The organism is Actinomadura sp. 21ATH (assembly GCF_041951345.1).
In the GTDB taxonomy this organism is placed as follows: Bacteria; Actinomycetota; Actinomycetes; order Streptosporangiales; family Streptosporangiaceae; genus Spirillospora.
The window spans coordinates 340,696-365,073 of record NZ_JBGNUR010000001.1 but is presented as its reverse complement, the minus strand read 5'-3'; the positions used below and the strand labels follow the sequence as shown (position 1 = coordinate 365,073).

Here is a 24,378-nt window from a genome sequence, read left to right as displayed (position 1 = left end):
TTCAGCTCACCCATCCGGCGGTGACAGAGAGGGGCACGGCGAGGAAGCCGACGACGATCAGCGCGGCCACCGTGATCGCCAGCGCCCGCAGGGCCTTCTCGTTGCGCGGGTTGCGCAGGCCGAGGGTCTGGAACGCGCTCCAGATCCCGTGCCACAGGTGCAGGCCCACCAGCAGGAGGGCGATGACGTAGAAGGCGGTGACGGGCCAGCGGGAGGGGGCGAAGCCCTCGACGACCCGCTCGTACGGGGTGGCGTCGGGGCCGCCGCCGTTGACGACCAGGAACGTCATGTCCAGCAGGTGCCAGATGATGTACAGCGCGATGATGACGCCGCCGTACCGCATGGTGTGGGTGGCGTAGCCCTGCGCGTGCGACTTCTTCTTGGAGCGGTACTTCTCCGGGCGCGCCTGGGCGGCGCGGCGGGCCAGCGAGATCGCCGACCACATGTGCAGGATCACCGACACGGCCAGCACGACCTCGATGAGGGTCAGGACCGTGCGGTGGGGGACGGCGGGCTCGCCGATCGTGCGCAGCCAGTGCGCGTAGTGATTGAAGCTCTCCGCCCCATAGAAGATCTTGAGGTTCCCGACCATGTGCGCGATCAGGTACAGCACCAGGACGCCGCCGGTGACGGCCATCACGGCCTTCTTGCCGACGGTCGATCGGTAGATCGCAGGTATCGCTATAGCCACGGCCCGCACGTTATGTCTGCGCTGGTCATCCAATCCAAGTCATCGCAGCACTGGTTTCCATAGCCTCAGGCTATGAACCAAGCAGGCCAGGCGAACCGGTCACCCGGGGACGTACATCGAGGTGAGCGACCTCACAGCAAGATCAGGAACTACGAACGGTAGTACTTCTCCGTCGCGGCGCCGTCACGGGAGAGCAGCACGACCGCCAGGTCGTCGGTGAGGGCGTCGCCGTTCAGGTCCTCGACCTCGCCGACGAGCGCGTCGATCAGCCCCCGGCCCGCCGCCCCCCGGCCGCGCGCCTTGCGGGCCAGGTCCACCAGCCCGTCGGTGCCCAGCCGCGCCGGGCCGGCCCCGATCCGGCCCTCGATCAGCCCGTCGGTGTAGAGCATCAGGCTCCACGACGGGCCCAGGTCGATCTCGGTGGTCGGCCACTCGGCGCCCGGCACCAGGCCCAGCGCCGGGCCGTGCGCGTACTCCGGCAGCGCGGTCACCTCGGTCCCGCCGTCCGCGCCGTGCTCGCGGAACAGCAGCGGCGCCGGGTGCCCGGCCAGATGCATCCGGGCGGTGCGCAGCGACGGCGCGATCGTGATCATGCACAGCGTGGTGAAGATCTCCTCGCTGCGCCGCTCGTGCCCCAGCACCGTGTCCAGCGTGCCGAGCAGCTGCTCGCCGGTGTGCCCGGCCAGCACCAGCGTCCGCCACGCCATCCGCAGCTGGACGCCCAGCGCCGCCTCGTCGGGGCCGTGCCCGCAGACGTCGCCGATCATCACGTGCACGGTGCCGTCGCCGGTCTGCACCGTGTCGTAGAAGTCGCCGCCCAGCAGCGCCCGGCGGCGGCCCGGCCGGTAGCGGGCGTAGTGCCGCACCGCCCGCTCGTCGATCAGCGGCACGGGCAGCAGCCCGCGCTCCAGCCGGGCGTTCTCGCGGCCCAGGATCCGCGCCTCGACCAGCCGGCGCTCGGTCTCCTCGGCCCGCTTGCGCTCGATCGCGTACCGGATCGCGCGGGCCAGCAGCGGCCCGTCCACCTCCTGCTTGACCAGGTAGTCCTCGGCGCCGGCGGCGACCGCGCGGACGCCGAGCCGGGTGTCCTCGAAGCCGGTCAGGACGATCACGGCGGCGTTGCGCGAGATGTCCAGGACCTCGCGGAGCCGCTCGATCGGATCGTGGTCGTCCGGCGCGGACAGGTCCACGATGATGCACTGGGTACGGCGGGTGACCGAGCGGCGGGCGGCCGGGAGGCTCTCGGCGACCGTCATCCTGATCTCCAGGCCGCTGTCGCCCAGCATCTTCTCGACCAGGAAGACGTCGGCGGGGTCGTCGCCGATGAGGAGCAGGTCGATCCTGTCCTCGCCGCCGAGTGCGACGGCATGCGAACGGTGGCTGGTTGTGCTCACAAGGCTTCCGGAGTGTCGGTCGGGCGGCGGCACTGGCAACGGCCGGGCGGCGGATCCGGACGGCGGGCGCTGGTGCGCCGGTACGCCGTTCGCGGGCCCGCGGAACCGGTCCGCGCCGGGGCAGCGGCCTCTGCCCAGCCGCCGGGTTCCCGGCTCATGGAGCGACGGCGCAAAGCTGAGATGCGGCGCTCCGTACCATCCGACCTTATCGCCTCCGATCACGATCGTGCATCCAGGGTGGCGGCCGCGCCGCGCCGGAGGCCGCCGGAAAACCTGTCGAGATCGGGCTCGCCGCCTGTCTAACCTTCGGTCCGTGAAACCGTTGCCGGTCGAAGATCCCGGCGAACCCGACCATCGCTCACCGGCGCGCTACCTGCTGTGGCTGGCCCGTACCCAGGCCGGCAGCCTGGCCGCCGGAGCGCTGCTCGGGGTCGTCTGGATGCTCAGCCAGGCGGTGATGCCCGCCGCGATCGGCCGCGCCATCGACGCGGGCGTGGCGGCGAAGGACTCCGGCGCGCTGCTCGCCTGGACCGGGGTGCTGCTCGGGCTGGGCGCCGTCCAGGCGGCCTCCGCGGTGACCCGGCACCGGTTCGCGGTGTTCAACTGGATGGCGGCCACGTACCGGACGGTCCAGGTCGTCACCCGGCAGGCGACGCGGCTCGGCGGCACGCTCCCCACGCGCCTCAGCGCGGGCGAGGTGGTGACCGTCGGAGTGGCCGATGTCGCACACATCGGTCACGGGATGGACATCGTGGCGCGGGGCACGGGAGCCGTGGTGGCCATCGTCGCCGTCGCGGCGATCCTGCTGGCCTCCTCGCCGCCGCTGGGCCTGATCGTGCTGGTCGGCGTGCCGGTGATCCTGGCGCTGGCGGCGCCGCTGCTGCGGCCGTACCGCGAGCGCGAGCAGGTCGCCCGGGAGCTGTCCGGCGAGCTGACCGCGCAGGCGACCGACCTGGTCGAGGGCCTGCGGGTGCTGCGCGGCGCCGGCGGCGAGCGGATGTTCGCCGGCCGCTACCGGGCCGAGTCGCAGCGCGTCCGCGCCGCGGGGGTCGCGGTCGCGCGGGCCGAGTCGAAGCTGAGCGGCGCCGAGGTGCTGCTGCCCGGCCTGCTGGTGGCGCTGGTCACCTGGCTCGGCGCGCGGTTCGCCGCCGCCGGGACGATCAGCGTGGGCGAGCTGGTCGCCTTCTACGGGTACGCGGTGTTCCTCATCCACCCCCTCAAGACCATCGGCGAGGCCGCCGGGAAGCTGACCAAGGCGCACGTGGCGGCGGCCCGGGTGACCGCGGTGCTCGCGCTGCGGCCCGGCGTCGCGCTGGACGGCACCGCCCGGCCGGAGCCCGGCGGCGAGCTGGTGGACGCGGCGTCCGGCCTGGTCGTGCGGCCGGGACGGCTGACCGCGATCGCGGCGGCCGACCCGCGCGACGCGCAGGCGATCGCCGACCGGCTCGGCCGGTACGCCGACGGCGACGTCGCCTACGGCGGCCGGCCGCTGCGCGAGCTGGCGGATCCGCGCGGCCGCGTCCTGGTGGCGATCAACGACGACCGGCTGTTCTCCGGCCCCCTGATGGACGGCCTGGCCGGCCCCCGGACGGACCCCGACGAGCTGGAACGCGCCGTCGAGACGGCCGGTGCCGCGGACATCGTCGCCGCGGCCGGCCGGGACGCGCACGTCGCCGAGGCCGGGCGGGAGTTCTCCGGCGGCCAGCGGCAGCGGCTCCGGCTGGCGCGGGCGCTGGCCGCGGGCCACGAGGTGCTGGTCCTGGTCGAGCCGACCAGCGCGGTCGACGCCCACACCGAGGCGCGGATCGCCGCGCGGCTGGCCGCCGGCCGCCCGGGCCGCACGACCGTGGTGTGCACGACCAGCCCGCTGATGCTCGACCGCGCCGACCACGTCGCCTACGTCGAGAACGGGACGGTCGCCGCCGAGGGCACGCACCGCGGCCTGCTGGAGACCGAGCCCCGCTACGCCGCCACCGTGACCCGCGGCGAGCCCGCCCCAGAGAACGCACCAGAGAACGCACCAGAGAACGCGCCCGAGGACGTACCGGAGGAGGTGCGCAGCCCGTGAGCGCCGAGATCCTGCCGGTCGCCACGCCCCGCGAGGTCCGGGTGTACGCGCGCCGCCTCATGCTGCGCCACCCCCGCGAGCTGGCGGCCGCGGTGGGCCTGCACGCCCTCGCGGCCGCGGCCGGGCTGGTCACGCCGCGGCTGCTCGGCGGCCTGGTCGAGGGCGTGCAGCGCGGCGACGCGCGGATCGACGCCACGGGGGCGGCGATCGCGGCGTTCGTGATCGTCCAGGGCGTCCTGCTGCGGTACGCCTACCTGGCCTCGGCGCGGCTGGCCGAGAAGGTGCTGGCCGGGCTGCGCGAGGAGTTCGTCGAGCGGGTCCTGGCGCTGCCGCTGACCACGGTCGAGCGGGCCGGCACGGGCGACCTGGTCAGCCGCACCTCCCGGGACGTGGCCAACCTCGGCGACAGCGTCCGGTACGCGGTGCCCGAGACGCTGATCGGGATCGTCGTGACCGTGCTGACGGTCGGCGCGCTGTTCCTGAACGGGCCGCTGGTCGCGCTGCCCTGCCTGGTCGCCGTGCCGCCGCTGGTCATCGCGATGCGCTGGTACCTGCGCCGCGCCCGGGACGGCTACCTGCGGGAGAACGCCACCTGGGCGGACCTGACCGAGGGCCTGGCCGAGACCGTGCAGGGCGCCCGCACCGCCGAGGCGTTCGGCCTCCAGGACCGCCGCGCCCGCCGCGCCGACGACGACATCGCCCGCGCGTACGCCGCCGAGCGCTACACGCTGCGGCTGCGCACGATCCTGTACCCGGTGGTCGACCTGAGCCACGTGCTGCCGGTCGCCGTCACCCTGCTGATCGGCGGCCTGCTGTACGCGGAGGGCGCGGCCACGCTGGCGCAGGTGACGGCCGCCACCCTGTACGTCCAGCAGCTGATCATCCCGATCGACATGATCCTGGTCCGGCTGGACGAGTTCCAGGTCGCGTCGGCCTCGCTGGCGCGGCTGCTGGGCGTGGGTGCCGGCCCGTCCCCGAAGGAGCCCGCGAGCCCGCCCGCCGCGCCCGCGGGAGAGGAGCGGATCACCGCGCGCGGCGTCCGCTACGCCTACCGGCCCGGCCGGGACGTCCTGCACGGCGTCGACCTGGAGCTGCGGCCCGGCGAGCGGCTGGCGATCGTGGGCCCGTCCGGCGCCGGGAAGTCCACGCTGGGCCGGCTGCTGGCCGGGATCGACGCGCCGCGCGCCGGGTCGGTGACCGTCGCGCCGGACGGCCCGCCGCTGGCGGGGCTCCCGCCGGCCGAGTTGCGCGGCCATGTCGCGCTGGTCACCCAGGAGCACCACGTCTTCCGCGGCACGCTCCGCGACAACCTCGTGATGGCCCGCGCGGACGCCACCGCCGCCGACATCGACGCGGCCCTGCGCGCGGTCGACTGGGACGGCCCCGGCCCGGACGCCGCCGTCGGCACCGGCGGCGAGCCGCTCACGCCCGCGCAGTCCCAGCAGCTCGCGCTGGCCCGGCTGATCCTGGCCGACCCGCACACCCTCGTCCTGGACGAGGCCACCTCGCTGCTGGACCCGCGCGCGGCCCGCCGCCTGGAGCGCTCGCTCGCCGCCGTCCTCGACGGCCGGACCGTCGTCGCCATCGCGCACCGGCTGCACACCGCGCACGACGCCGACCGCGTCGCGGTCGTCGAGGACGGCCGCATCACCGAACTGGGCACCCACGACGAGCTCCTCGCCCAGAACGGCTCCTACGCCGCCCTCTGGCGCAGCTGGCACGGCTCCTAGAGGTTGCGCCTGAGGAAATCCACCTGGAAGTGGAGGAGGTTCTCGGCGACGACCTCCTGCGGGGTCATGTGGGTGACGCCCGACAGCGGCAGGACGGTGTGGGGGCGGCCGCCGGCCAGGAGGGCGCCGGACAGGCGGAGGGTGTGGGCGGCCACCACGTTGTCGTCGGCCAGGCCGTGGATGAGCAGCAGCGGGCGCTCCAGGCGGCCGGCGTCCTGGATGAGGGAGTTGGCGGTGTAGTTCGCCGGCTCCTCGTCGGGGTGGCCCAGGTAGCGCTCGGTGTAGTGGGTGTCGTACAGCGCCCAGTCGGTCACCGGCGCGCCCGCCACCGCGGCGTGGAAGACGTCGGGGCGGCGCAGGACGGCCAGGGCCGCGAGGTAGCCGCCGTACGACCAGCCGCGGATCGCGACGCGGTCCAGGTCGAGCGCGCCGGGGTGCCGGCGGGCGGCGTCCTCCAGGGCGGTGACCTGGTCCTCCAGGACGGGGGTCGCCATGTCGTGGTGGATCGAGCGCTCCCAGGCCGGGCCGCGCGAGGGCGTGCCGCGGCCGTCGGCGATCACGACGGCGAAGCCCTGGTCGGCGAGCCACTGGGCCTCGTAGTACGCGCGGCGCACGGCCAGGACGCGCTGGGCGTGGGGCCCGCCGTACGGGTCCATGAGGACGGGCAGCCGGCCGTCGCTGGGCTTCCAGCCGGTCGGCAGCAGGACGGCGGTGCGGATCTCGCTCTTCCCGGCCCGCAGCAGCTCGACGCGGGGCGTGAGGTCGGGGGTCTCGGCCCGGGACGCGATCTCCCGTACGCCGGCGGGGCCGCGGACCTCGACCGCCGTGCCGGGACGGTCGAGCCGGGAGCCGGTGATCACGGTGACCTCGCCGGAGCGGGCGCCGCCGAAGACGCCCTGGCCCTCGGTGAGCCGCTCGGTGCGGCCGGTGGCGCCGTCGTAGGACCACACGTGCTGCTCGGTGGGCTCCTCCGCGCCGGTGAAGAGGATCCGGCTCCCCTCCACGCCGAGGACGGCGCGGACCTGGAGGCCGCCGGGCGTGACCGGCTCGCCGCCGACGGTGATCCGGCGGGTGTCGGTCCCGGCGTCCTCCACGTGCCAGACCAGCGCGCCGTCGCCGGTGCGGGCGGGCACGCCGGGGACGATCTCGGTCCAGACCGGGTCGTGCAGGGTGTGCAGGAGGGAGGTCGCGCCGTTGGACGGGTCGACGGAGAGGGCCCGCTGCGCGCGCTGGTCGCGGGACTGCGTGACGATCACCAGGCCGTGCCGGTCCCAGGCCGCGGTGACCACGTACGGGAACTCGCCGCGGTCCCAGGCGACCCCGACCTTGCCGGAGCCGTCGGCCTTGGCGAGCACCAGGGAGACGATCGCGTTGGGCGTCCCGGCGGCCGGGTAGGCGATCTCGTGCGCGCCGCGGTCGGGGTTGGCGGGGTCGGCGATCGTCCAGCGCTGGACGGGCGTCTCGTCCACCCGGGCGACCAGCAGGGCGGCGCCGTCGGGGGACCACCAGTAGCCGCGCATGCGGCCCATCTCCTCGGCCGCGATGAACTCCGCGAGCCCGTAGGAGACCTGGTCGCTCTCCGGCGTGATCAGCTCCCGGTCGGCGTCGTCGCCCGTTTCCTGGAGGGACAGGACGCGGATCGTGCGGCCGGAGACGTAGGCGACCCGGCGCCCGGCCGGGTCGAGCCGCGGGTCGAACACCGGCGTCCTCGCGGGTAGCGCCCGGACCTCGCCGGAACGCAGGTCCGTGAGGAACAGCTGCCCGGCGAGGGTGAAGACCGCCTTCCGGACCTCGCGGTCCACCGCGTACCCGACGATGCCGCCGGCCTGCTCCCGGGCCCGCTCGCGGCGGGCCTTCTCCTCGGGGGGCAGGTCCTCCTCGCCCGGGACGTCCAGCGCGGCCGGGTCGGCGATCAGGCGCTCCTCGCCGGAGGCGAGGTCGAGCGTCCACAGGCAGGTGACCGGGTCGTCGCCGGCCTTGGTCCGCAGGAAGGCCACGAACGACCCGTCCGGCGCGATCTGGAAGGCGCGCGGGACACCGAGGGTGAACCGCCGGGTACGGGCGCTCTGCCGCGGATAGCTGATGCTCATGGCATCCGAGTCTGCCAGCATGGGTCCGGCGGTGGCGGCGACGTCCCGCCTTTACGCCTGACCGCCGCGGGGCGGGCGCTGTAGTGTGCCCGATCGGGATTCGCCGGAGATCGCGGCCGGGCTCGCGTAAGCTCGAAAACTCTCCCCAATCATCACATCACCGTCATCGCGGGTACGAAGGAGTGGTCCATGCCGGAGCTGCAGCCGGGAGATCCCCGGCGGCTGGGTTCGTACGAACTGCTCGAACGGCTTGGCGAGGGCGGGCAGGGCGTGGTCTACCTGGGGAGGGACGCCTCGGGGGCACAGGCCGCGATCAAGCTGCTGCGCGCCGACCTGGCGGCGGACGCCTCGGCCCGCAACCGCTTCGTCCGCGAGGCGCAGGCGGCCAAGCAGGTCGCGCGGTTCTGCACCGCGCAGGTGCTGGAGGCCGACGTCGCCGGCGACCAGCCGTACATCGCGAGCGAGTACGTGCCGGGCAAGTCGCTGCACCGGCAGGTGCTGGAGGACGGCCCGATCACCGGCGCCGCGCTGGAGCGCCTCGGGATCGGCACGCTGACCGCGCTGGTGGCCATCCATCAGGCCGGGATCGTGCACCGCGACTTCAAGCCGCACAACGTGATCATGGCGCCGGACGGGCCGCGCGTGATCGACTTCGGTATCGCGCGGGCGCTGGACACCAGCCAGACCGGCGCCACCAAGGCGATCGGCACGCCCTCGTACATGGCGCCCGAGCAGGTGGCCGGGTCCACGCTGACCGAGGCCGTGGACGTGTGGGCGTGGGCGACCACGATGGCGTTCGCCGCGACCGGGCACCCGCCGTTCGGCGACGACACCGTGGTCGCGGTGATCAACCGGGTGATGAACGAGCCGCCGTCGCTGGAGGGCCTGCCGCCCGACCTGCACCGGCTGATCTCGGCCGCGCTGGTCAAGGAGCCCGAGCGGCGGCCGACCGCGCAGCAGCTGATGATGACGCTGATCGGCGCCGGGCCCGCCGCGCAGACGCAGATGGACGACCCGACGCAGGCCACCGCGATGCTGGGCCAGGGCGCGAACCTGGCCGCCGGGCCGACCCGGGCGACCGGCGGGACCCAGCCGGTCGACCGCACCCGCGCGATGGGCCCGGTCGGGATGCCGCCCGGGCCGCCGATGCCGCCCGCGCATTACGGCCGGCCGGACCCGCGCCGGAGCGGCGGCTACCAGGACTGGGAGCCGGAGAAGAAGTCGCGCTGGCCGATCGTGGCGGCGGTCGGGGCGATCGCCGCGCTGGCGCTGGTGGTCGGCCTGGTGATGTTCAACACCGGCAACGACGAGCCGGGCGGGGACGTCACGCCGCCGCCGGCCAGCACCTCGGTGTCGCCGACCGACGAGGAGACCGAGGAGAACGATCCGACGCCGGAGACGACCCGGACGCGGCAGCGGGAGACCGAGCCGGAGTTCACGCCGACCCGGCCCACGCGGCCGACGGCGCCGACCACGGAGCCGTCCGAGCCCGACGACACGCCCACGACGCCGACCGAGCCCACCACCCCGCCCGACGGCGAGACCCCGCCCGCCGGCGGCGGTGGAGGCGGCGGCGGTGGCGGCCGCGACGAGGAGTAGCGCGCCGCCCCGGTTCCGCGGGGTCCGGCCGCGGGGCGGGAGGGCGGTTTCCCGGCCGCCGTTCCGCCCTGAGTAGGCTCGGACCATGAAGGAGCCGCGGATCCTGTTCGTCCACGCCCATCCGGACGACGAGTCCATCGGGACCGGGGCCACCATGGCCAAATATGCGGCCGAGGGCGCCCATGTCTGCCTCGTCACCTGCACGCTGGGCGAAGAGGGCGAGGTCATCCCCGATGAGCTGCGCCATCTCGCCTCCGACAAGGAGGACCGCCTCGGCGAGTACCGGGTGGGCGAGCTGGCCGAGGCGTGCGCCGCGCTCGGCGTGACCGACCACCGCTACCTCGGCGGCCCGGGCCGCTGGCGGGACTCGGGCATGATGGGCGCCCCGACCAACGACGATCCGCGCTGCTTCTGGCGGGCCGATCTCGACGAGGCCGCCGGCGAGCTGGTGAAGGTCATCCGCGAGGTGCGCCCGCAGGTGCTCGTCACCTACGACGACCGCGGCAACTACGGCCACCCCGACCACATCCAGGCGCACCGGGTGGCGTGGCGGGCGTACGAGCTGGCCGCCGACCCCGCCCACGGGGACGGCGAGCCGTGGAGGATCGGCAAGTTCTACGCGTACGCGACCCCGCGGACCGTCCTGGCACGCGCCATCGCGGTGATGCGCGAGGCGCGGCTGCCGTTCGGCCGGGTCGCGGGCCTGGACGAGCTGGGCTCGGGCGTGCCGGACGACCAGGTGACCACGGTGGTCGACTCCCGCGCCCACCTGCCGGCCAAGCTCGCCGCGCTGCGCGCCCACCGGACCCAGATCGTGGTGGCGCCGGACGAGGTGGGGCCGTTCTTCGCCCTCTCCAACAACCTCGGCCAGCAGGCGTTCGGCACCGAGTACTTCATCCTGCTCGCGGGCGAGCGCGGCCCGGCCCCCGCGGGCGGCCGGGAGAACGGGCTGTTCGCCGAGCCCGCCGTCCCGCCCCGGCCGTGATCGGGCACGCTCCGGTATCGGTACGCTGACCGCCGTGATGGACCACCACGAGCCCCAGGACCTCACCGGCGACCCGGACGACGCCGCCGAAGGTCCCCTGGACGCCTTCGTCTCCGGGGCCGCGTACGCGGCGCTGGGCGTGCTGGGAGCGGTCGTCGGCGTGGTGGGCGCGTACGCGCACTCGTGGACGGCCGGGCCGGTCCCGGTCGCCGGGGTCGCGGTGATCCTGGTCAATCTCGGCATGGTCCGGCTGGCGGGCTGGGCGCTGGGCGGCCGGATCGGCGCGTCGGTGCCCGCGCTGCTGTGGACGGCCGCCGCGGTCGCGCTGGCGGTGCCGCGCGGCGAGGGCGACCTGATCGTTCCGGGTACCTGGACGGGCTACCTGTTCATCATCGGCGGGCTGGTTGCGGCGGTGATCGGAGTGTCGCTCGTCCCGGCCAGGCATCCCCCCGGCGCCTGGCTGACCGGCGGCGTGCCGCTCGCCCGCGGATGAGGCCGGTGCCCGGAGTGGACGCGCCGTGAGCCCCGATCCCGGACCGGACGCCGGAGCGCTGCTCCGGCGCGTCGCCGGCCGCTTCGCCACCGGCGTCACGGTGGTGACGACCGTCGTGGACGGCACCGACCACGCGATGACGGTGAACGCGTTCACGTCGGTGTCCCTGGACCCGCTGCTCGTGCTGTTCTGCGCCGAGAAGTCCGGGCGGTTCCATGACGTGGTGACCGACCCGGGCGCGTGCGGCGTGTGGGGCGTGTCCGTGCTGGCGGAGAGCATGCGGGACGCCGCGGACCGGTTCGCCACCCGCGGGCGCGTCCTGGAGGGGCAGCTGGAGGGCTGGGACCACCACCGGGGGCCCGCGACCGGGGTGGCGCTGTTCACGGGCGCGGTGGCGACGCTGGAGTGCCGGACGTACGCCGTCCACGAGGCCGGGGACCACAGCATCGTGGTCGGCGAGGTCGTCGGGCTGGACGTCCCCGACCCCGGCGGCCGCCCCCTGGTCTTCTACGAGGGCGGCTACCGCACGATCTCCAGCCCTGGTCCCTGAGCTAGTCCTTGAGCGCGATCTCCAGCTGGTCCAGCGCCCAGTCGAGGTCCGTCCCGTCGATCACCAGCGGCGGCGCCAGCCGGATCGTGGTCGCGTGCGTCTCCTTGGCCAGCACGCCCAGCCCCATCAGCCGCTCGCTCACCGGCCGGGCCGGGCCGTGCAGCTCGATCCCGGCCCACAGGCCGCGGCCGCGCACGTCCCGGACCAGGTCGGACGACAGCGCGCCGAGCCGCTCGTGCATGTGCGCGCCGAGCGTCCGGGAGCGTTCCTGGAACTCGCCCGTCTTCAGCATCGCCACGACCTCGCGCCCGATCGCGCAGGCGAGCGGGTTGCCGCCGAACGTGGAGCCGTGCTGGCCCGGCCTGAACACCCCGAGCACGTCGCGGTCGGCGACCACGGCCGACACCGGCATGATCCCGCCGCCGAGGGCCTTGCCGAGGATGTAGACGTCGGGGACGACGCCCTCGTGCTCGACCGCGAACGTGGTGCCGGTGCGGCCCAGCCCCGACTGGATCTCGTCGGCGAGCATGAGGGCGCCGGCCTCCGTGCACAGTTCCCGTACGGCCGTCAGGAAGCCGCTGGGCGGCACGTTGACGCCGGCCTCGCCCTGGATCGGCTCGATCAGCACGCCGACCGTGTGCTCGTCCACGGCGGCCCGGAGCGCGGCGGCGTCGCCGTACGGGACGGTCCTGAACCCGGGCGTGTACGGCCCGTAGGAGTCCTTGGCGTCGGGGTCGGTGGAGAAGCTCACGATCGTGGTCGTGCGGCCGTGGAAGTTGCCCTCGAACGTGACGATGTTCGCCCGGTCCGCGGGGACGCCCTTGACCTCGTACCCCCACTTGCGGGCGGTCTTCAGCGCGGTCTCGACGGCCTCGGCGCCGCTGTTCATCGGCAGCACCATGTCCTTGCCGCACAGCTCCGCCAGCTCGGCCGCGAACGGGCCGAACGCGTCGTGGTCGAAGGCCCGGCTGACCAGCGTCACCCGGTCCAGCTGGCGCCGCGCGGCCTCGATCAGCCGCGGGTTGCGGTGGCCGAAGTTGACCGCGGAGTACGCGGCCAGCATGTCGAGGTAGCGCCGGCCCTCGACGTCGGTGACCCAGGCCCCCTCGGCCTCGGCGATCACGATGGGCAGGGGGTGGTAGTTGTGCGCGCTGTGCTCCCCTGACAGGGCCCGCAGCCGATCGGTAGTGCTCGCGACGTTCACGGGATCAGCGTATGTTCGGGATCGGCGGCCGACCAACGGCCAAAACGGACTCGGGGGGAGCGATCCATTGCGTCTTGACGACCTCGACCGGCGAATCGTTGCGCAGCTCCTGGAGCACGGCCGCGCCTCGTACGCGCAGGTCGGAGACAAGGTCGGGCTGTCGGCGCCGGCGGTGAAGCGGCGCGTGGACCGGCTCCGTGCGGACGGCGTCATCACCGGTTTCGCGGCGATCGTGGACCCGGCCGCGCTGGGCTGGACGACCGAGGCGTTCATCGAGATCTTCTGCACGGGCGCGACCTCGCCGGACGAGATCTACTCCAGCATCCGCAAGCATCCGGAGGTGGTCGCCGCGTACACCGTCAGCGGCGACGCCAGCGCGCTGGTGCACGTGCGGGTCCGCGACATCCAGCACCTGGAGCAGTCGCTGGAACGGCTGCGCCGCGAGGACAACATCACCGCCACCAAGACCGCGATCGTGCTGTCCCGGCTGATCGGCCGCCCGATCGACACCCCCGCCTAGCGGCCCCGGCGGCCCCGGCGGCCTAGAGCATGAAGGCGAACAGCAGCACCAGGACGAGCGCGCCGAAGACGGCGCCGCCGATGCCGAGCGCGATGGCGAGGTCGTGCCGGTAGGGGCCCATCACCGGCTGCCCCTGGGGGAGCATCGCGGGCGGCGGCCCCGGGGGCGGGACCGGCGGCGCGGGCGGCAGCGGCACCGCGAAGTTGGGCCGGCCCGGCTTCGGCTTCGGAGCGGTCGCCGCCTCGGACTTCGGCGCCGGTTCGGGCCTCGGCCCGGGCTGGGGCGCCGGCTCGGGCTTCGGTTCGGGCTTCGGCTCGGGGGCGGGCTCGATCGCGTACGCGGGGAGCAGCTCGGCGAACGCGGGCGGCAGCCAGCCGGGACCGGGCGGCTCCTCCTCCAGCTCCGCGATGATCGAGGCGGGCGCCGGCCGGCCCTCGGGCGCGCCGAGGCAGCGTTCGATGAGGTCGCGCAGCTCGTCCGGGCATCCGGTGAGGTCCGGCGGCCCGTCCTGGGACGGCCGCGGGAGCGGGGAGCGCCCGGTCGCCGCGTGCAGGGCGACGGCGCCGAGCCCGAACACGTCGTCGGGCGGCGCGGCGGGGTGTTCGAGCGAGGAATGGTCGGCCAGGCGCGGCCCGTCGGCGGCGAGCAGCACGCTGGAGGCCCTCAGGTCACCGTGGACGAGATCGGCCTCGTGCAGCGTCCGGAGCCCCTCGGCGAGCGCGACGATCAGCGCCCGTACCGCCGGGACGGGCAGCGGGCCGGCCTCGGCGACCGCGTCCGGCAGCGCCGGGCCGGGCACGTACTCCGCGGCGACCCACGGGACGGGCGCCTCCGCGTGCCCGTCGACGACCTGCACCAGGTAGCGGCCGCGGGCGCGCTGCGCGCCGGCGATCTCCTGCTTGAACCGCCGCCGGAACGCCGCGTCCCGCGCGGCCTCCTCCCCGGCGACCTTGATCGCCAGGGCCCGGCCGCTCTGCGTGGTGGCCAGCAGCACGGGACCGGTGCGGCCGGCGCCGATCCGGGCCAGCACGCGGTAGCCGCCGACCAGCGGCGGATCGTCGCCCCGGAGCGGCTCGAACACCGCGCCGGGACGGATGGGGGGCTGCATGACGGACCTCCTGGTTGAGAAGAACGTTGTACCGAAGATCAACCGCCGTCGCCACGCGTACGGCCGCCCCTGGCCCCGCCACCTCGGTTACCTGCCAGTAGGCTCAGGTTCCATGGAATTCGCGACCGCCGACCTGATCGACGAGTTCGGGACCGAGCTGCAGAGCTGCGAGACGCAGTTCCGGTCGTACGGGGCGCGCGGCCGGTTCGCCGGCCCGATCGCGACCGTGCGCTGCCTGCGCGACAACGGCCTGGTGAAGAAGCTGCTCAACACGCCGGGCGGCGGCAGGGTGCTGGTCGTCGACGGCGGCGGCTCCCTCGGCTCGGCGCTGATGGGCGACCTCATCGCCGCCGCCGCGGTCCGGAACGGCTGGGCCGGGGTCGTGATCTACGGCGCCGTCCGGGACGTCGCCGCGCTCGGCACCCTCGACCTCGGCGTCAAGGCGCTGGGCTCCAACCCGCGCAAGAGCGCGAAGGACGCGGCCGGCGAGGTCGACGTCCCGGTGGCGTTCGGCGGCGTCGAGTTCCGGCCCGGCGACTTCCTCTACAGCGACGAGGACGGCATCGTCACCGCCGTGCGCGCCCTCGTCTGAACCCGGCCCTACGGGGCCGGCCTGGGAGTCCGGGGGAGGGCTGTCGGGAGATGCCAGCGGCGTCCTAACAAGATCGTCTAAGTCGGCCATTGCCCGGCGGGACGGACTTATCTAGCGTCGCAGCAACCCCCCGAAGCAGGTGAGACATGCGCGTCAAGAAGACTCTCCTGGTGCCCCTCGCCGCAACGCTCACGCTCTCCATGGGCCTGGCGGCCGCTCCCGCCGCCGCGCTGCAGCGCACCCCCGTCCCCGAACCCACCGAGAACGCCTGGCAGATGCGGCACTGGCCGCAGACGCAGCCCTGGCAGCGCCCCCAGCAGGCGAGGACGTACGCGCGGGCGCCCCCAGGCCGGTGGACCCCCAGAACTACGAGCTCCCCGACACCATGACCTGGGACGACTACAAGCCCGTCCCGGGCACCTCGTGGGCCGACCCGGCCCGCAAGGGCTCGATCAGGAACTTCAAGGGCGCGGTCGTCCTCGTCGACTACCCCGACCAGGAGTTCGTGATCACCAGGGCGAAGAACTCGACGCTCTTCGGCAACCCCAGCGAGGTCGGGAACGTCCCGCGCGACCGGGTCGCGCGGTTCTACCAGGACTTCCTCAACAAGCCGCAGAAGCTCAACAACGGGCACACGCTGCACGAGTACTGGATGGAGGACTCCGGCGGCCGGTACGGCGTCGACCTGACGGCGTTCGGCGCGTACCGGATGCCCGCCAAGGACCACGAGTACGGCGTGGAGGCCCGCTGGCAGGGCGACATGGGCTGCCCGGCCGGGGACACCTGCAACCGCAACATCCGGACCGACGCGCGGGCCGCGTGGATCGCCGACGTGGGCGAGGCGAAGGCGGCCGAGTTCGACTTCGTCTTCTTCCTCTCCGCCGGACAGGACGAGAGCAGCACCTGGCAGGAGTTCGGCCAGATGAAGTTCGCCTCCCCGGAGGCCGTGCCGCCCGAGTGGGGCCCGCAGGACCCGGCGCTGCCGAACTGGGTGCGGACCCGGTACGTCCCGTGGTCGTCGTGGGCGGCGGGCTCCACCATCTGGCCCAACGCGACCGGCGACAGCTCGACGCAGGCCGAGAGCAGCGGGATGGGCGTGTTCGCGCACGAGTTCAGCCACATCCTCGGGATCGGCGACAACTACAACAACCCGTACGCGAACCCGCCGCGCCGCGCGTTCTCCGGCCCCTGGGAGATGCTGAGCCGCGGCAGCTTCAACGGGCCGGGCGGGCCGCACAGCCGGTGGACGATCCCGGCGACGGGCGGCGGCTCGATGGGCGCGCAGCACATGCTGCGCAACAAGCTCAAGCTGGGCATCGTGAACCCGGACCACGTGCTCCAGGCCGACCGGGACGCGCTCGCCGCGTCCGGCACCCTGGTCGCGAAGATCACCGCGCGTGCCGCCGACCCCGGGAAGGGCGGCCTGACCGGCATCAACCTCAAGCTCGGCGCGGGCGGGGACGCCAGCCCGGAGTGCGACGAGGCGAAGGATCCGCTGTGCGACGGCGGCGAGTACGACAACTACACGCTCGAGGTCGTCGACCGGATGGGCTTCGACTCGTTCACGCCGGACTCGGGCGTGCTGCTCGCCAAGACCAAGGACGAGGACGACGCCCCGTTCATCTGGGTGAAGGACGCCAACCCGCAGGACATCGACAAGGTCGACTTCGTCCTGCCGGACGGCACCCCGCAGAAGATGACGATCGGCGACTACCGGCAGCTCTCGGACGCGCTGTTCCACGCGGGCACCGGCTCGGGCAGCGAGTTCGAGTACGTCGACGAGGGCAACCGCCTGCACTTCTACGTTCTGGACCTCGAGCGCGACCGCAAGGGGATCCTGTCGTACACGGTGGCGATCCGCTCGCTGGACGGCGCGGGCCCGCAGCGGCGCGGCGTCAAGGTGGACAACGGCCGCACGGCGCCGGCCGGATCGGGCTGGGTGAAGTGCACGGTGCCGCTGCGCAACTCCGGGAAGGGCGGCAGCGGGCACCACGCGTCGGACGTCTACCGGCTGTCGGCGTCGGTGACCGGCAGGGGCTGGCGGACCTGGGTGCCGAACGAGCTGGCGACCGCCGCGGCGGGACGGCGCACCACGGCCGAGGTGTGGGCCAAGCCCGGCGCGGGTGCGGAGCACGGTGCGAGACTCCAGGTGAAGGCGGTCTCGGAGAGCGATCCGAGCAGGTCCGACACGGGCGCCTGCCGGCTCGGCTGACCTGACGGGCGGCACGACGAGACGGCCGGCACGACCGGAGTGAAAGGGGCGACCCCCGCCGCGGTCCGCGCGGCGGGGGGCGTTTCGTGACGCCCGAGCGGTCCAACGGTTTACCTGCGTTATCGGATCGTTATGCGGAGTCGTTTCCGCCGGTGGTCGTGGCGTGTCGGGCGCGGCCGCACTGACCTCTGCCGATCTCCTCTAGCGATTATGTCGCTGCAAAGCGTGATCTTGGGTGAAAAGTCCCATGATGTTAGGTTCCTTGATCGCCTGGGAGGTGATCAGTGAACGTCCGCCACCTGCTGGCCCTCGCCGCGCCGCTGCTGGTGGTGGCGGTGGGCACGCCCATGTACACCTACTACTCGGCCGGGCCCACGGCCAGCGTGGACACCTCCGCCGCCGCGCAGACGCCCGCCAAGGACCCGTACGCCCTCCAGGTGGGCACCGGGCCCGACGCCGCCGCGCTCGCCGGACTGGCCGGGCGGCTGGAGACCACCGGGCTCCCGGCCCTGCTCGCCGCCGGAGGCGGCGGCAGGGGCGAGTGGGACGGCGACTGCGGCGGCGCGGCCGGCGTCCCCCAGGGGGCGCGGGTCTTCTGCTTCGGCGCCGCCGGCGGCGCCGCATCCGGATGGCGTCCTCACGGCGTCACCGGTGCCTCCGACGCCCGCGCGGACGGGCGGTGGGGCGCGTACCGGCCGCTCTTGGTCGCCTGGTCCGACGAGGACGGGAAGAGCCCGCACAGGAGCGTGCGGGTGACGTTCGTGAACGACAGGAACGGCGCCTACCACCACGCCCTGCTCGTGTGGCCGTACCGCGACTCGCGCGGGCGCCCCACGTACGAGCCCATCGGCACGCGCGGGAAGGGCGCCGCCGGCACGAGCGCCGGCGGCATCGCCTGGTACGGCAACCGCCTCTACCTGGCCGACGGCGGCACCGGCATCCGCGTCTTCGACATGCGCCGGATCCTCGACCTCGGCAAGAGCCGCGCCGGCGCCACCGCCAGGCCCGGCCTGGTGGGCCTGAACGGCCGCAAGTACTACGGGCACGGCCACCGCTACGTGATGCCGCAGGTGTACTCGTACGTTCCCGCCAAGAAGTCCGGCGCGTCCTGCACGGGCGAGGGCACCCCGAACCACTCGTGGCTGGCCGTCGACCGTACCGGCGGGGACCGGCTGGTGACGGGGGAGCGGTGCGGGAACGGCGAGGGGCGGGTGGCGGCGTTCCCCCTCGCGGACGGTTCGAGCGACCTCGCGACCGACGGCGGGGGCCTGGCCACGCCCTCGACGGTGGCCAGGCTCCCCGCCTCGCACGTCCAGGGCGGCGCGGTGTCCGGCGGCACCTGGTGGTTCGCGCGCGGCGCCGGGCAGCGGGGGGAGCTGATCCAGGCCCGGCTGACCGGCCGCGGCTTCGAGCGGACCGGCGGGCGGGCCGCCGCGTCCGGCGCGGCGGACCTGTACTGCGGGCGCGGCACCGGCCGCCTCTGGACGGTCGCGGGACATGCCGGGCGGCACGTCCTGTACGGGACGGCGCGGTCAGAGTGCTGACGGGCTGAACTCCGCCTCCCGGGCTCCCGCCGCCGCGGCACCCGCCGCACCCCGCCTGCGCCGTTCCATCCCGGCCCCCAGCGCCACGGTGCCGAGCGCCGCGACCGCCATCCCGGCGCCGACCCAGGCCGCCGACCGGTAGCCGAACCCGGCGCCGATCACGAGCCCGCCCAGCCACGGCGCGAGCGTGTTGCCGATGTTGATGGTGGACGAGGTCGTCGCCACGGCCAGCGTCTGCGCGCGGCCCAGGTTCGCGTACACGCGCACGGTCACCGCCGGGTTCGTCGCCAGCCCGAACCCGCCGAGCAGCGGCACCAGCGCGATCACCACCACCGGCTCGGCCGCCCCGAGCGCGATCCCGGCCGACGCCAGCGCGACGCCCGCCATGCCGACGGTCAGCGTGCGGAACGGGTACGCGTCCGCGACCCGCCCGCCGACCGTGATGCCGATCAGCGACCCGACGCCGAACAGCGCCAGCACGGCCGGCACCCACGCCTCGGGCACGCCCGTCGTCTCGGTGAGCAACGCCCCCAGGTAGCTGAAGGTGGCCATCATGGAGCTGAAGGTCAGCGCGCTCGTCGCGTACACGACCAGCAGGCCGGGGTTGGCGAGGCTGCGCAGCTCGTCGCGCACGCCCGGCGCGTCGACCGCGTCCTGCCGGCCGCGGGGGAGGACCCACGCCACGCCGGCCATGGCCACCGCCGACAGGGCGGTCACCGTCCAGAACGCGGCGCGCCAGCCCAGGGCGTTGCCGACGAACGTCCCGCCGGGGACGCCGAGGATCGTCGACACGGTGATCCCGCCGAGCACGATGGCGATGGCCCGCCCCTTCGCGTTCGCCGGGACGAGACCGATGGCCGCGACGATCGCGACGCCGAAGAACCCGGCGCTCACGAACGCGCCCACCAGCCGGGTCGCGAACAGCACCTCGTAGCTGGACGTCAGCGCGCCCACCGCGTGCACCAGCGCGAACGCGCCGAGGAAGCCCAGCAGGGCCGTGCGGCGCGGCACCCGCAGCGTGGCCATCGCCAGGACCGGCGCGCCGACCACCATCCCGATCGCGTACGCCGAGATCAGCAGTCCCGCCGCCGGCACGGACACGCCCAGGTCGGCGGCCATCGCGGGCAGCAGCCCCGCGAGCATGAACTCCGACGTGCCCTGCGCGAATATCGCGAACCCCAGCACGTAGATCGCCACTGGCATGGATATCGACTCCTGTTCTGTATTGATCGGTCCAAAACATGCGCAAAAAAATAAGGCGGCCGGCTCACAGCGCGCGCAGCGCCGTCTCCGCCACCGCCTCCAGCGCCTCGCGCCCGGCGCCGGCCCGGGCCGCCACCCGGAGCCCGCTGATCGTCGCGATCACGAAGTGCGCCAGCCCGCGCGCGTCCCGTTCCGCGTCGATCTCCCCGTTCCGCTGCGCCTCCTCGATCGCCGCCCGCAGCGCCTCCAGCCGCCGCCCGTAGTTGCGCCGCAGCAGCTCCGCGATCACCGGATCGCGCGGCGCCAGCTCGATCTCGCTGTTGACCACCAGGCAGCCGATGCCGTCCCGGCAGTCCTCCTCGATCATTCCGCGCAGCAGGACGGCGATCCGCTCCCGGAACGTCCCCTCTCCCTTCAGGGCCTCCAGCGTGGCCGCGTCCTTGATCTCCATGTACCGGCGCAGCGCCCGCTCGAACAGGTCGTGCTTGCTCCGGAACGTGTTGTAGATGCTGCTGCGCCCCAGCCCGGTCGCCGCGCACAGGTCCTGGGTGGACGTCGCCTCGTACCCGGCGGTCCAGAAGGCGCGCATCGCCGCCTCGACCGCCCGGTCCTCGTCGAAGTTCCTCGGCCGTGCCATGCGACGTACCGTAGCACGTTCTGGAACGGACAGTTCAATACCTGGGGCGCAGTAGGTTCGACCCATGAAGATCGGCGTGATCGGCCTCGGGGACATCGCACAGAAGGCGTACCTGCCCGTACTGGCGGCCCAGCCCGGCCTGCACCTCCACCTGCACACCCGCACCCGCGCCACCCTGGACCGCGTCGGCGACGCCTACCGCCTGCCCGACCGGCACGCCACCCTGGACGACCTCCTCGCGCAGGACCTCGACGCCGCGTTCGTCCACGCCCCGACCGACACCCACCGCGCCATCACCGAGCGCCTCATCGCCGCGGGCGTCCCGACGTACGTGGACAAGCCCCTCGCCGCGAACCTCGCCGACGCGACGTACCTCACCGAACTGGCGAAAGAGCACCGCACCGGCCTGATGGTCGGCTTCAACCGCCGCCACGCCCCCGGCTACCGCGCCCTGCTCGACCGCCCGCGCGACCTGATCGTCCTCCAGAAGAACCGCACCGGCCTTCCCGCCGCCCCGCGCGCGGTCGTCTTCGACGACTTCATCCACGTCGCCGACACCCTGCGCTTCCTGGCCCCCGGCCCGATCGACCACGTCGGCGTCCGCACCCGCCTCGTCGCCGGAGAGCTGCACCACATCGTCCTGCAGCTCTCCGGCGACGGCTTCACCGCGCTCGGCATCATGAACCGCTCGAACGGCTCCACCGAGGAGGTCCTCGAGGTCATGGGCCGCGACACCAAGCGCCAGGTCCTCAACCTCGCCGACGTCGTCGACCACCGGGACGGCACGACCCTCCACCGCCGCGGCGACTGGACCCCGGTCGCCCGCCAGCGCGGCATCGAGCAGATCACCCTCGCCTTCCTGGACGCCGTCCGCGCCGGCACGCCCCTCCCCGCCGACGATGCCCTGGAGACCCACCGCCTCTGCGAACGCATCGTCGAACACGCCTGACCACCTGGCGCCAAGCTACGAACGCGCCTTTCGCACCGTGATCGGCGGACCGTCCTCCGTGCGGACGGGCCGCCCGCCGAGCGGGGCCTCCAGCGTCACCGTCACGGAGTCGCGGAGCAGGTCGAGCGCGACGTCGACGTCCGCCCGGAACCGGCCGCGCAAGGTGACGATCAGCTGGTCGGGAAGCTCGGCCACCCGCGTCTCGACGGTCTCGTCACGCCCTCGCCCGAAGAACAGCGTGAGGCTCCTGCCGTCGGCCGACACGAGCGCCTCGTACGGCTCGATCCGCGACGTCGCGTACCTGGGGCCGCACCCGGCCGCCCCGAGCAGGACGATCAGCGCGAGCGAGACCGACACACCTCGCCGGCGCCACCGCGACCTCGGCGGTCTCGGCGGTCTCGGCGGTAGGGACACGCACTCTGCGCCCATCGGCCGGTCTCCGCTGCCTGGGCCGTCCGGAAGGAACGGGCTGGACCCTCGATGCTAACCCCGGGGCGCGGGCGCGGTCCCCGCCTCCGAGGCGGTCCGTCGCAGGGTGAACCAGAAGGTGGGGACCGGGTTGGTGCCGGGCGCGGTGCCGGTCAGCTCCCAGCCGGTGAACCTGGCGCGCAGCTCGCCGGCGGTGACGCCGGAGATCGGGTCGTCGAACGCCTCGGGGCCGTACCCGAACATCAGCAGCCGCGCGCCGGGGGCGGCGCGGCGGGTGAGGCCGGCGGCGTACGCGTCGCGGCGGTGCGGCGGGATGCCGCAGAAGCAGCTCAGGTCGAAGAACAGGTCGTACGGGCCCGGCGCGTCGAGGTCGTCGAGCCGGGTCGCGTCCCCGTGCAGCAGCCGTACCGGAACCCCGGCCGCGGCGGCCTTGGCGCGGGCCTGCCGGACGGCGTTCTCGATGAGGTCGACGGCCGTCACGTCCCAGCCGTGCCGGGCCAGGTACGTGGCGTTGGTCCCGGTGCCGCAGCCGAGTTCGAGCGCGCGGCCGGGCGGCGCCGCGCCGGGGCCCTCGACGAGGGCGACCAGTTCGGGCGGCGTCACGCCGCTGTCCCACGGGGGCTTGCCTGAGCCGTAGTAGCGCTCCAGCTCGCGGCGGACGGCCTCCTCCTGGTCGCGTTGAACGGCGTCGGCGGTTCGCGGGTCGGGCATCCGTGCCTCCAAGAAGCTAGAGCTGAACTCTAGTGGTGTTCTCTAGATATAAGCTCTAGCGATGGAGGCGGTCAAGCGGGCCGCGTGCCGGGACCGAGGAGGCCGCTCTCGTAGGCGATGATCACGAGCTGGACGCGGTCGCGGGCGTCGAGCCTGGTGAGCAGCCGCGCCACGTACGTCTTGACCGTGGCCATGCTGAGATGCAGCTCGGCGGCGATCTCGGCGTTGGTCAGGCCGCGTCCCACGAGGGTCAGCACCTCGCGCTCGCGCGCGGTGACGCCGGCGAGCCCGTGCGGCGGGACGGCGGGCGCCGGGTGCGGCCCGCCGCCGGCCAGGCGCGCGATCAGGCGGCGGATGACGCCGGGGGGATGAGTCCGTCCCCGGCGGCGACGACGCGGCACCGGCATGATCCGTACGACGTTCACCGCCGTGCCCGCGCGCAACGCGGTGCTGGCGGCCAAGGTCGCCGCCGTCACGGCGGTCACCGCGGCGTTCGGCGCGGTCGTGGCGGGCGCCTCGTTCGGGCTGACCCAGGCGATCCTGTCCGGGCGCGGCGCGGGCGTGTCGATCACGGAGCCCGCCGCGTTCCGCCTGGTGGCGGCGTCGGCCCTGCTCGCCCCCGTGTCCGCGCTGGCCGGCATGGCCGTGGGGGCGGTCGTCCGGCACACCGCGCCCACCCTCGTCACCGTGTTCGTGATCCTGCTGGTGCCGCCCGCCGCGTTCGGCGCCGACCGGCACTGGTCGGCCCTCGTCGCCCACGCCCTGCCCCTCAACGCCTGGCAGCGCCTGGGCCAGGCCGTCCCGGACCCGGTCCCGTACCCGTGGACGACCGCCGGCGCGTGGACCGTCTACGCCGCCTGGGCCCTGGCCGCCGCCGCCGTCACCGTGATCGGAACCTCCCGCCGGGACCTCTGAACCGCCACCGGCGGGGAAAACCGATGGCGCGGGTCGTCGAATTCGCGCGGGCCCGTTCGCCGTCATGGGAGAGGGCGCCGGACAGCGGCGCCCCGCCCCGGACGGAGGAGAAGGCATGCGGAAGCTGAAGGTCACCACGTTCCTGTCACTGGACGGCGTCATGCAGGGCCCCGGCGGCCCGGACGAGGACCGCGACGGCGGCTTCGAGCACGGCGGCTGGGCCGCGCCGCACATCGGCGAGCGGCTCGTGGCGGCGATGGCGGACCTGACCGGCAGGGCGGGCGCGCTCCTGCTCGGCCGCAGGACGTACGAGGAGTTCGCCGCCACCTGGCCCCTCGCCGAGGACGGCGACCCGATCGGGGCGAAGCTCAACGGAATGCCCAAGTACGTCGCGTCGCGGACGCTGGACAGCGTGTCGTGGCGGAACTCCACGCTGCTCACCGGCGATGTCCCCGAGGCGGTACGGAGGCTCAAGGAGGGCGACGGCGGCGAGATCCAGGTGCACGGCAGCGGCGGCCTCGTCCAGACGCTCATCGCGCACGACCTGGTGGACGAGTACCACCTCGTGGTGTTCCCGGTGCTGATCGGGAGCGGCAAGCGGCTGTTCGCGGAGGGGACCGTACCGGCCGGGCTCCGGCTGGTCGCGAGCACGGTCCACGCCACCGGCGCCGTGGTCGGCACCTACGCCCGCGACGGCGGGGTCGAATACGGTGCGATGGGTCCGGAGACCGGTAACTGGTGACTCCAGGAGGGG

The 24,378-nt window shown here is 74.1% G+C and carries 24 protein-coding genes; 14 read left to right on the top strand and 10 right to left on the bottom strand.

The genetic code is table 11. The features are described from left to right. Position 1: 1 nt before the first annotated feature. The gene (locus ACA361_RS01775; RefSeq protein ID WP_375009971.1) at positions 2–691 is read right to left on the bottom strand and encodes a succinate dehydrogenase cytochrome b subunit; all 690 of its coding nucleotides are present in this window, start codon (positions 689–691) and stop codon (positions 2–4) included. A gap of 149 nt (positions 692–840) precedes the next feature. Further along, entirely contained in the window at positions 841–2,085 is a 1,245-nt protein-coding gene (locus ACA361_RS01770; RefSeq protein ID WP_375009970.1) for a PP2C family protein-serine/threonine phosphatase, read from the bottom strand. A 313-nt stretch (positions 2,086–2,398) separates the two neighbouring features. Here ACA361_RS01770 and ACA361_RS01765 point away from each other — a divergent pair, with 313 nt between their 5' ends. Together ACA361_RS01765 and ACA361_RS01760 are read left to right on the top strand one after the other, a co-directional pair. Then, positions 2,399–4,153, top strand: a complete 1,755-nt coding sequence (locus tag ACA361_RS01765; RefSeq protein ID WP_375009969.1) for an ABC transporter transmembrane domain-containing protein — start codon at positions 2,399–2,401, stop codon at positions 4,151–4,153. Beyond that, positions 4,150–5,883 carry an ABC transporter ATP-binding protein gene (locus ACA361_RS01760; RefSeq protein ID WP_375009968.1) on the top strand — a complete coding sequence of 578 codons (1,734 nt, stop codon included), beginning with the start codon at positions 4,150–4,152 and terminating at the stop codon, positions 5,881–5,883. The genes ACA361_RS01765 and ACA361_RS01760 overlap by 4 nt, the downstream gene beginning before the upstream one ends. Here the strand turns inward: ACA361_RS01760 and ACA361_RS01755 are convergent. Then, positions 5,880–7,973, bottom strand: a complete 2,094-nt coding sequence (locus ACA361_RS01755; RefSeq protein ID WP_375009967.1) for a prolyl oligopeptidase family serine peptidase — start codon at positions 7,971–7,973, stop codon at positions 5,880–5,882. The two genes, ACA361_RS01760 and ACA361_RS01755, sit on opposite strands and share 4 nt — an antisense overlap. Before the next feature lie 189 nt (positions 7,974–8,162). Between ACA361_RS01755 and ACA361_RS01750 the strand changes: the two genes are divergently transcribed. The 4 genes from ACA361_RS01750 to ACA361_RS01735 all read left to right on the top strand — a co-directional run bounded on the left by ACA361_RS01750 (position 8,163) and on the right by ACA361_RS01735 (position 11,600). Continuing rightward, positions 8,163–9,572 carry a serine/threonine-protein kinase gene (locus ACA361_RS01750; RefSeq protein ID WP_375009966.1) on the top strand — a complete coding sequence of 470 codons (1,410 nt, stop codon included), beginning with the start codon at positions 8,163–8,165 and terminating at the stop codon, positions 9,570–9,572. Between the two features lie 85 nt (positions 9,573–9,657). Then, positions 9,658–10,557 carry an N-acetyl-1-D-myo-inositol-2-amino-2-deoxy-alpha-D-glucopyranoside deacetylase gene (mshB, locus tag ACA361_RS01745; RefSeq protein ID WP_375009965.1) on the top strand — a complete coding sequence of 300 codons (900 nt, stop codon included), beginning with the start codon at positions 9,658–9,660 and terminating at the stop codon, positions 10,555–10,557. Between the two features lie 37 nt (positions 10,558–10,594). Beyond that, a complete protein-coding gene (locus tag ACA361_RS01740) occupies positions 10,595–11,050 on the top strand; it encodes a DUF6113 family protein (protein WP_375010877.1) in 456 nt (151 codons plus the stop codon). A 25-nt stretch (positions 11,051–11,075) separates the two neighbouring features. Next, positions 11,076–11,600 carry a flavin reductase family protein gene (locus ACA361_RS01735; protein ID WP_375009964.1) on the top strand — a complete coding sequence of 175 codons (525 nt, stop codon included), beginning with the start codon at positions 11,076–11,078 and terminating at the stop codon, positions 11,598–11,600. A 1-nt stretch (position 11,601) separates the two neighbouring features. On the opposite strand, the gene rocD is transcribed toward ACA361_RS01735, so the two are convergent. Further along, entirely contained in the window at positions 11,602–12,804 is a 1,203-nt protein-coding gene (gene rocD, locus ACA361_RS01730; protein ID WP_375009963.1) for an ornithine--oxo-acid transaminase, read from the bottom strand. A 67-nt stretch (positions 12,805–12,871) separates the two neighbouring features. Between rocD and ACA361_RS01725 the strand changes: the two genes are divergently transcribed. Further along, positions 12,872–13,324 (top strand): Lrp/AsnC family transcriptional regulator, encoded by a 453-nt coding sequence (locus ACA361_RS01725; RefSeq protein ID WP_375009962.1) that lies wholly within the window; start codon positions 12,872–12,874, stop codon positions 13,322–13,324. A 22-nt stretch (positions 13,325–13,346) separates the two neighbouring features. On the opposite strand, the gene ACA361_RS01720 is transcribed toward ACA361_RS01725, so the two are convergent. Continuing rightward, positions 13,347–14,432 carry a protein kinase gene (locus ACA361_RS01720; RefSeq protein ID WP_375009960.1) on the bottom strand — a complete coding sequence of 362 codons (1,086 nt, stop codon included), beginning with the start codon at positions 14,430–14,432 and terminating at the stop codon, positions 13,347–13,349. A 112-nt stretch (positions 14,433–14,544) separates the two neighbouring features. Here ACA361_RS01720 and rraA point away from each other — a divergent pair, with 112 nt between their 5' ends. From rraA to ACA361_RS01700, 4 genes are all read left to right on the top strand, one after another. Beyond that, positions 14,545–15,024, top strand: coding sequence for a ribonuclease E activity regulator RraA (gene rraA / locus ACA361_RS01715; protein WP_375009958.1), 480 nt, complete (start codon positions 14,545–14,547; stop codon positions 15,022–15,024). 146 nt (positions 15,025–15,170) lie between these two features. Further along, entirely contained in the window at positions 15,171–15,413 is a 243-nt protein-coding gene (locus ACA361_RS01710; RefSeq protein WP_375009956.1) for a hypothetical protein, read from the top strand. Continuing rightward, positions 15,377–17,236, top strand: coding sequence for a M6 family metalloprotease domain-containing protein (locus ACA361_RS01705; protein WP_375009954.1), 1,860 nt, complete (start codon positions 15,377–15,379; stop codon positions 17,234–17,236). Before ACA361_RS01710 ends, ACA361_RS01705 begins: the two co-directional genes overlap by 37 nt. Positions 17,237–17,520: 284 nt before the next feature. Continuing rightward, positions 17,521–18,780: a hypothetical protein gene (locus tag ACA361_RS01700; protein WP_375009952.1), complete on the top strand. Its 1,260-nt coding sequence runs from the start codon at positions 17,521–17,523 to the stop codon at positions 18,778–18,780. Here ACA361_RS01700 and ACA361_RS01695 read toward each other — a convergent pair. Together ACA361_RS01695 and ACA361_RS01690 are read right to left on the bottom strand one after the other, a co-directional pair. Continuing rightward, the gene (locus ACA361_RS01695; protein WP_375009950.1) at positions 18,769–19,983 is read right to left on the bottom strand and encodes a Cmx/CmrA family chloramphenicol efflux MFS transporter; all 1,215 of its coding nucleotides are present in this window, start codon (positions 19,981–19,983) and stop codon (positions 18,769–18,771) included. The genes ACA361_RS01700 and ACA361_RS01695 overlap by 12 nt on opposite strands. Positions 19,984–20,047: 64 nt before the next feature. After that, positions 20,048–20,620: a TetR/AcrR family transcriptional regulator gene (locus ACA361_RS01690; protein ID WP_375009948.1), complete on the bottom strand. Its 573-nt coding sequence runs from the start codon at positions 20,618–20,620 to the stop codon at positions 20,048–20,050. 64 nt (positions 20,621–20,684) lie between these two features. On the opposite strand from ACA361_RS01690, the gene ACA361_RS01685 reads away from it, so the two are divergent. Further along, complete coding sequence (locus ACA361_RS01685; protein WP_375009947.1) at positions 20,685–21,569, top strand: Gfo/Idh/MocA family protein; 885 nt, start codon at positions 20,685–20,687, stop codon at positions 21,567–21,569. Positions 21,570–21,584: 15 nt separating this feature from the next. On the opposite strand, the gene ACA361_RS01680 is transcribed toward ACA361_RS01685, so the two are convergent. The 3 genes from ACA361_RS01680 to ACA361_RS01670 form a co-directional block, all read right to left on the bottom strand. Beyond that, positions 21,585–21,926, bottom strand: a complete 342-nt coding sequence (locus ACA361_RS01680; RefSeq protein WP_375009946.1) for a hypothetical protein — start codon at positions 21,924–21,926, stop codon at positions 21,585–21,587. A gap of 126 nt (positions 21,927–22,052) precedes the next feature. Next, complete coding sequence (locus tag ACA361_RS01675) at positions 22,053–22,709, bottom strand: class I SAM-dependent methyltransferase (protein WP_375009945.1); 657 nt, start codon at positions 22,707–22,709, stop codon at positions 22,053–22,055. A gap of 71 nt (positions 22,710–22,780) precedes the next feature. Then, positions 22,781–23,110 (bottom strand): response regulator transcription factor, encoded by a 330-nt coding sequence (locus ACA361_RS01670; protein WP_375009944.1) that lies wholly within the window; start codon positions 23,108–23,110, stop codon positions 22,781–22,783. Between the two features lie 4 nt (positions 23,111–23,114). Between ACA361_RS01670 and ACA361_RS01665 the strand changes: the two genes are divergently transcribed. Both ACA361_RS01665 and ACA361_RS01660 read left to right on the top strand, forming a co-directional pair. Next, positions 23,115–23,624, top strand: a complete 510-nt coding sequence (locus ACA361_RS01665; protein WP_375009943.1) for a hypothetical protein — start codon at positions 23,115–23,117, stop codon at positions 23,622–23,624. Between the two features lie 115 nt (positions 23,625–23,739). Further along, positions 23,740–24,366, top strand: a complete 627-nt coding sequence (locus tag ACA361_RS01660; RefSeq protein ID WP_375009942.1) for a dihydrofolate reductase family protein — start codon at positions 23,740–23,742, stop codon at positions 24,364–24,366. The last annotated feature ends 12 nt before the right edge of the window (positions 24,367–24,378 follow it).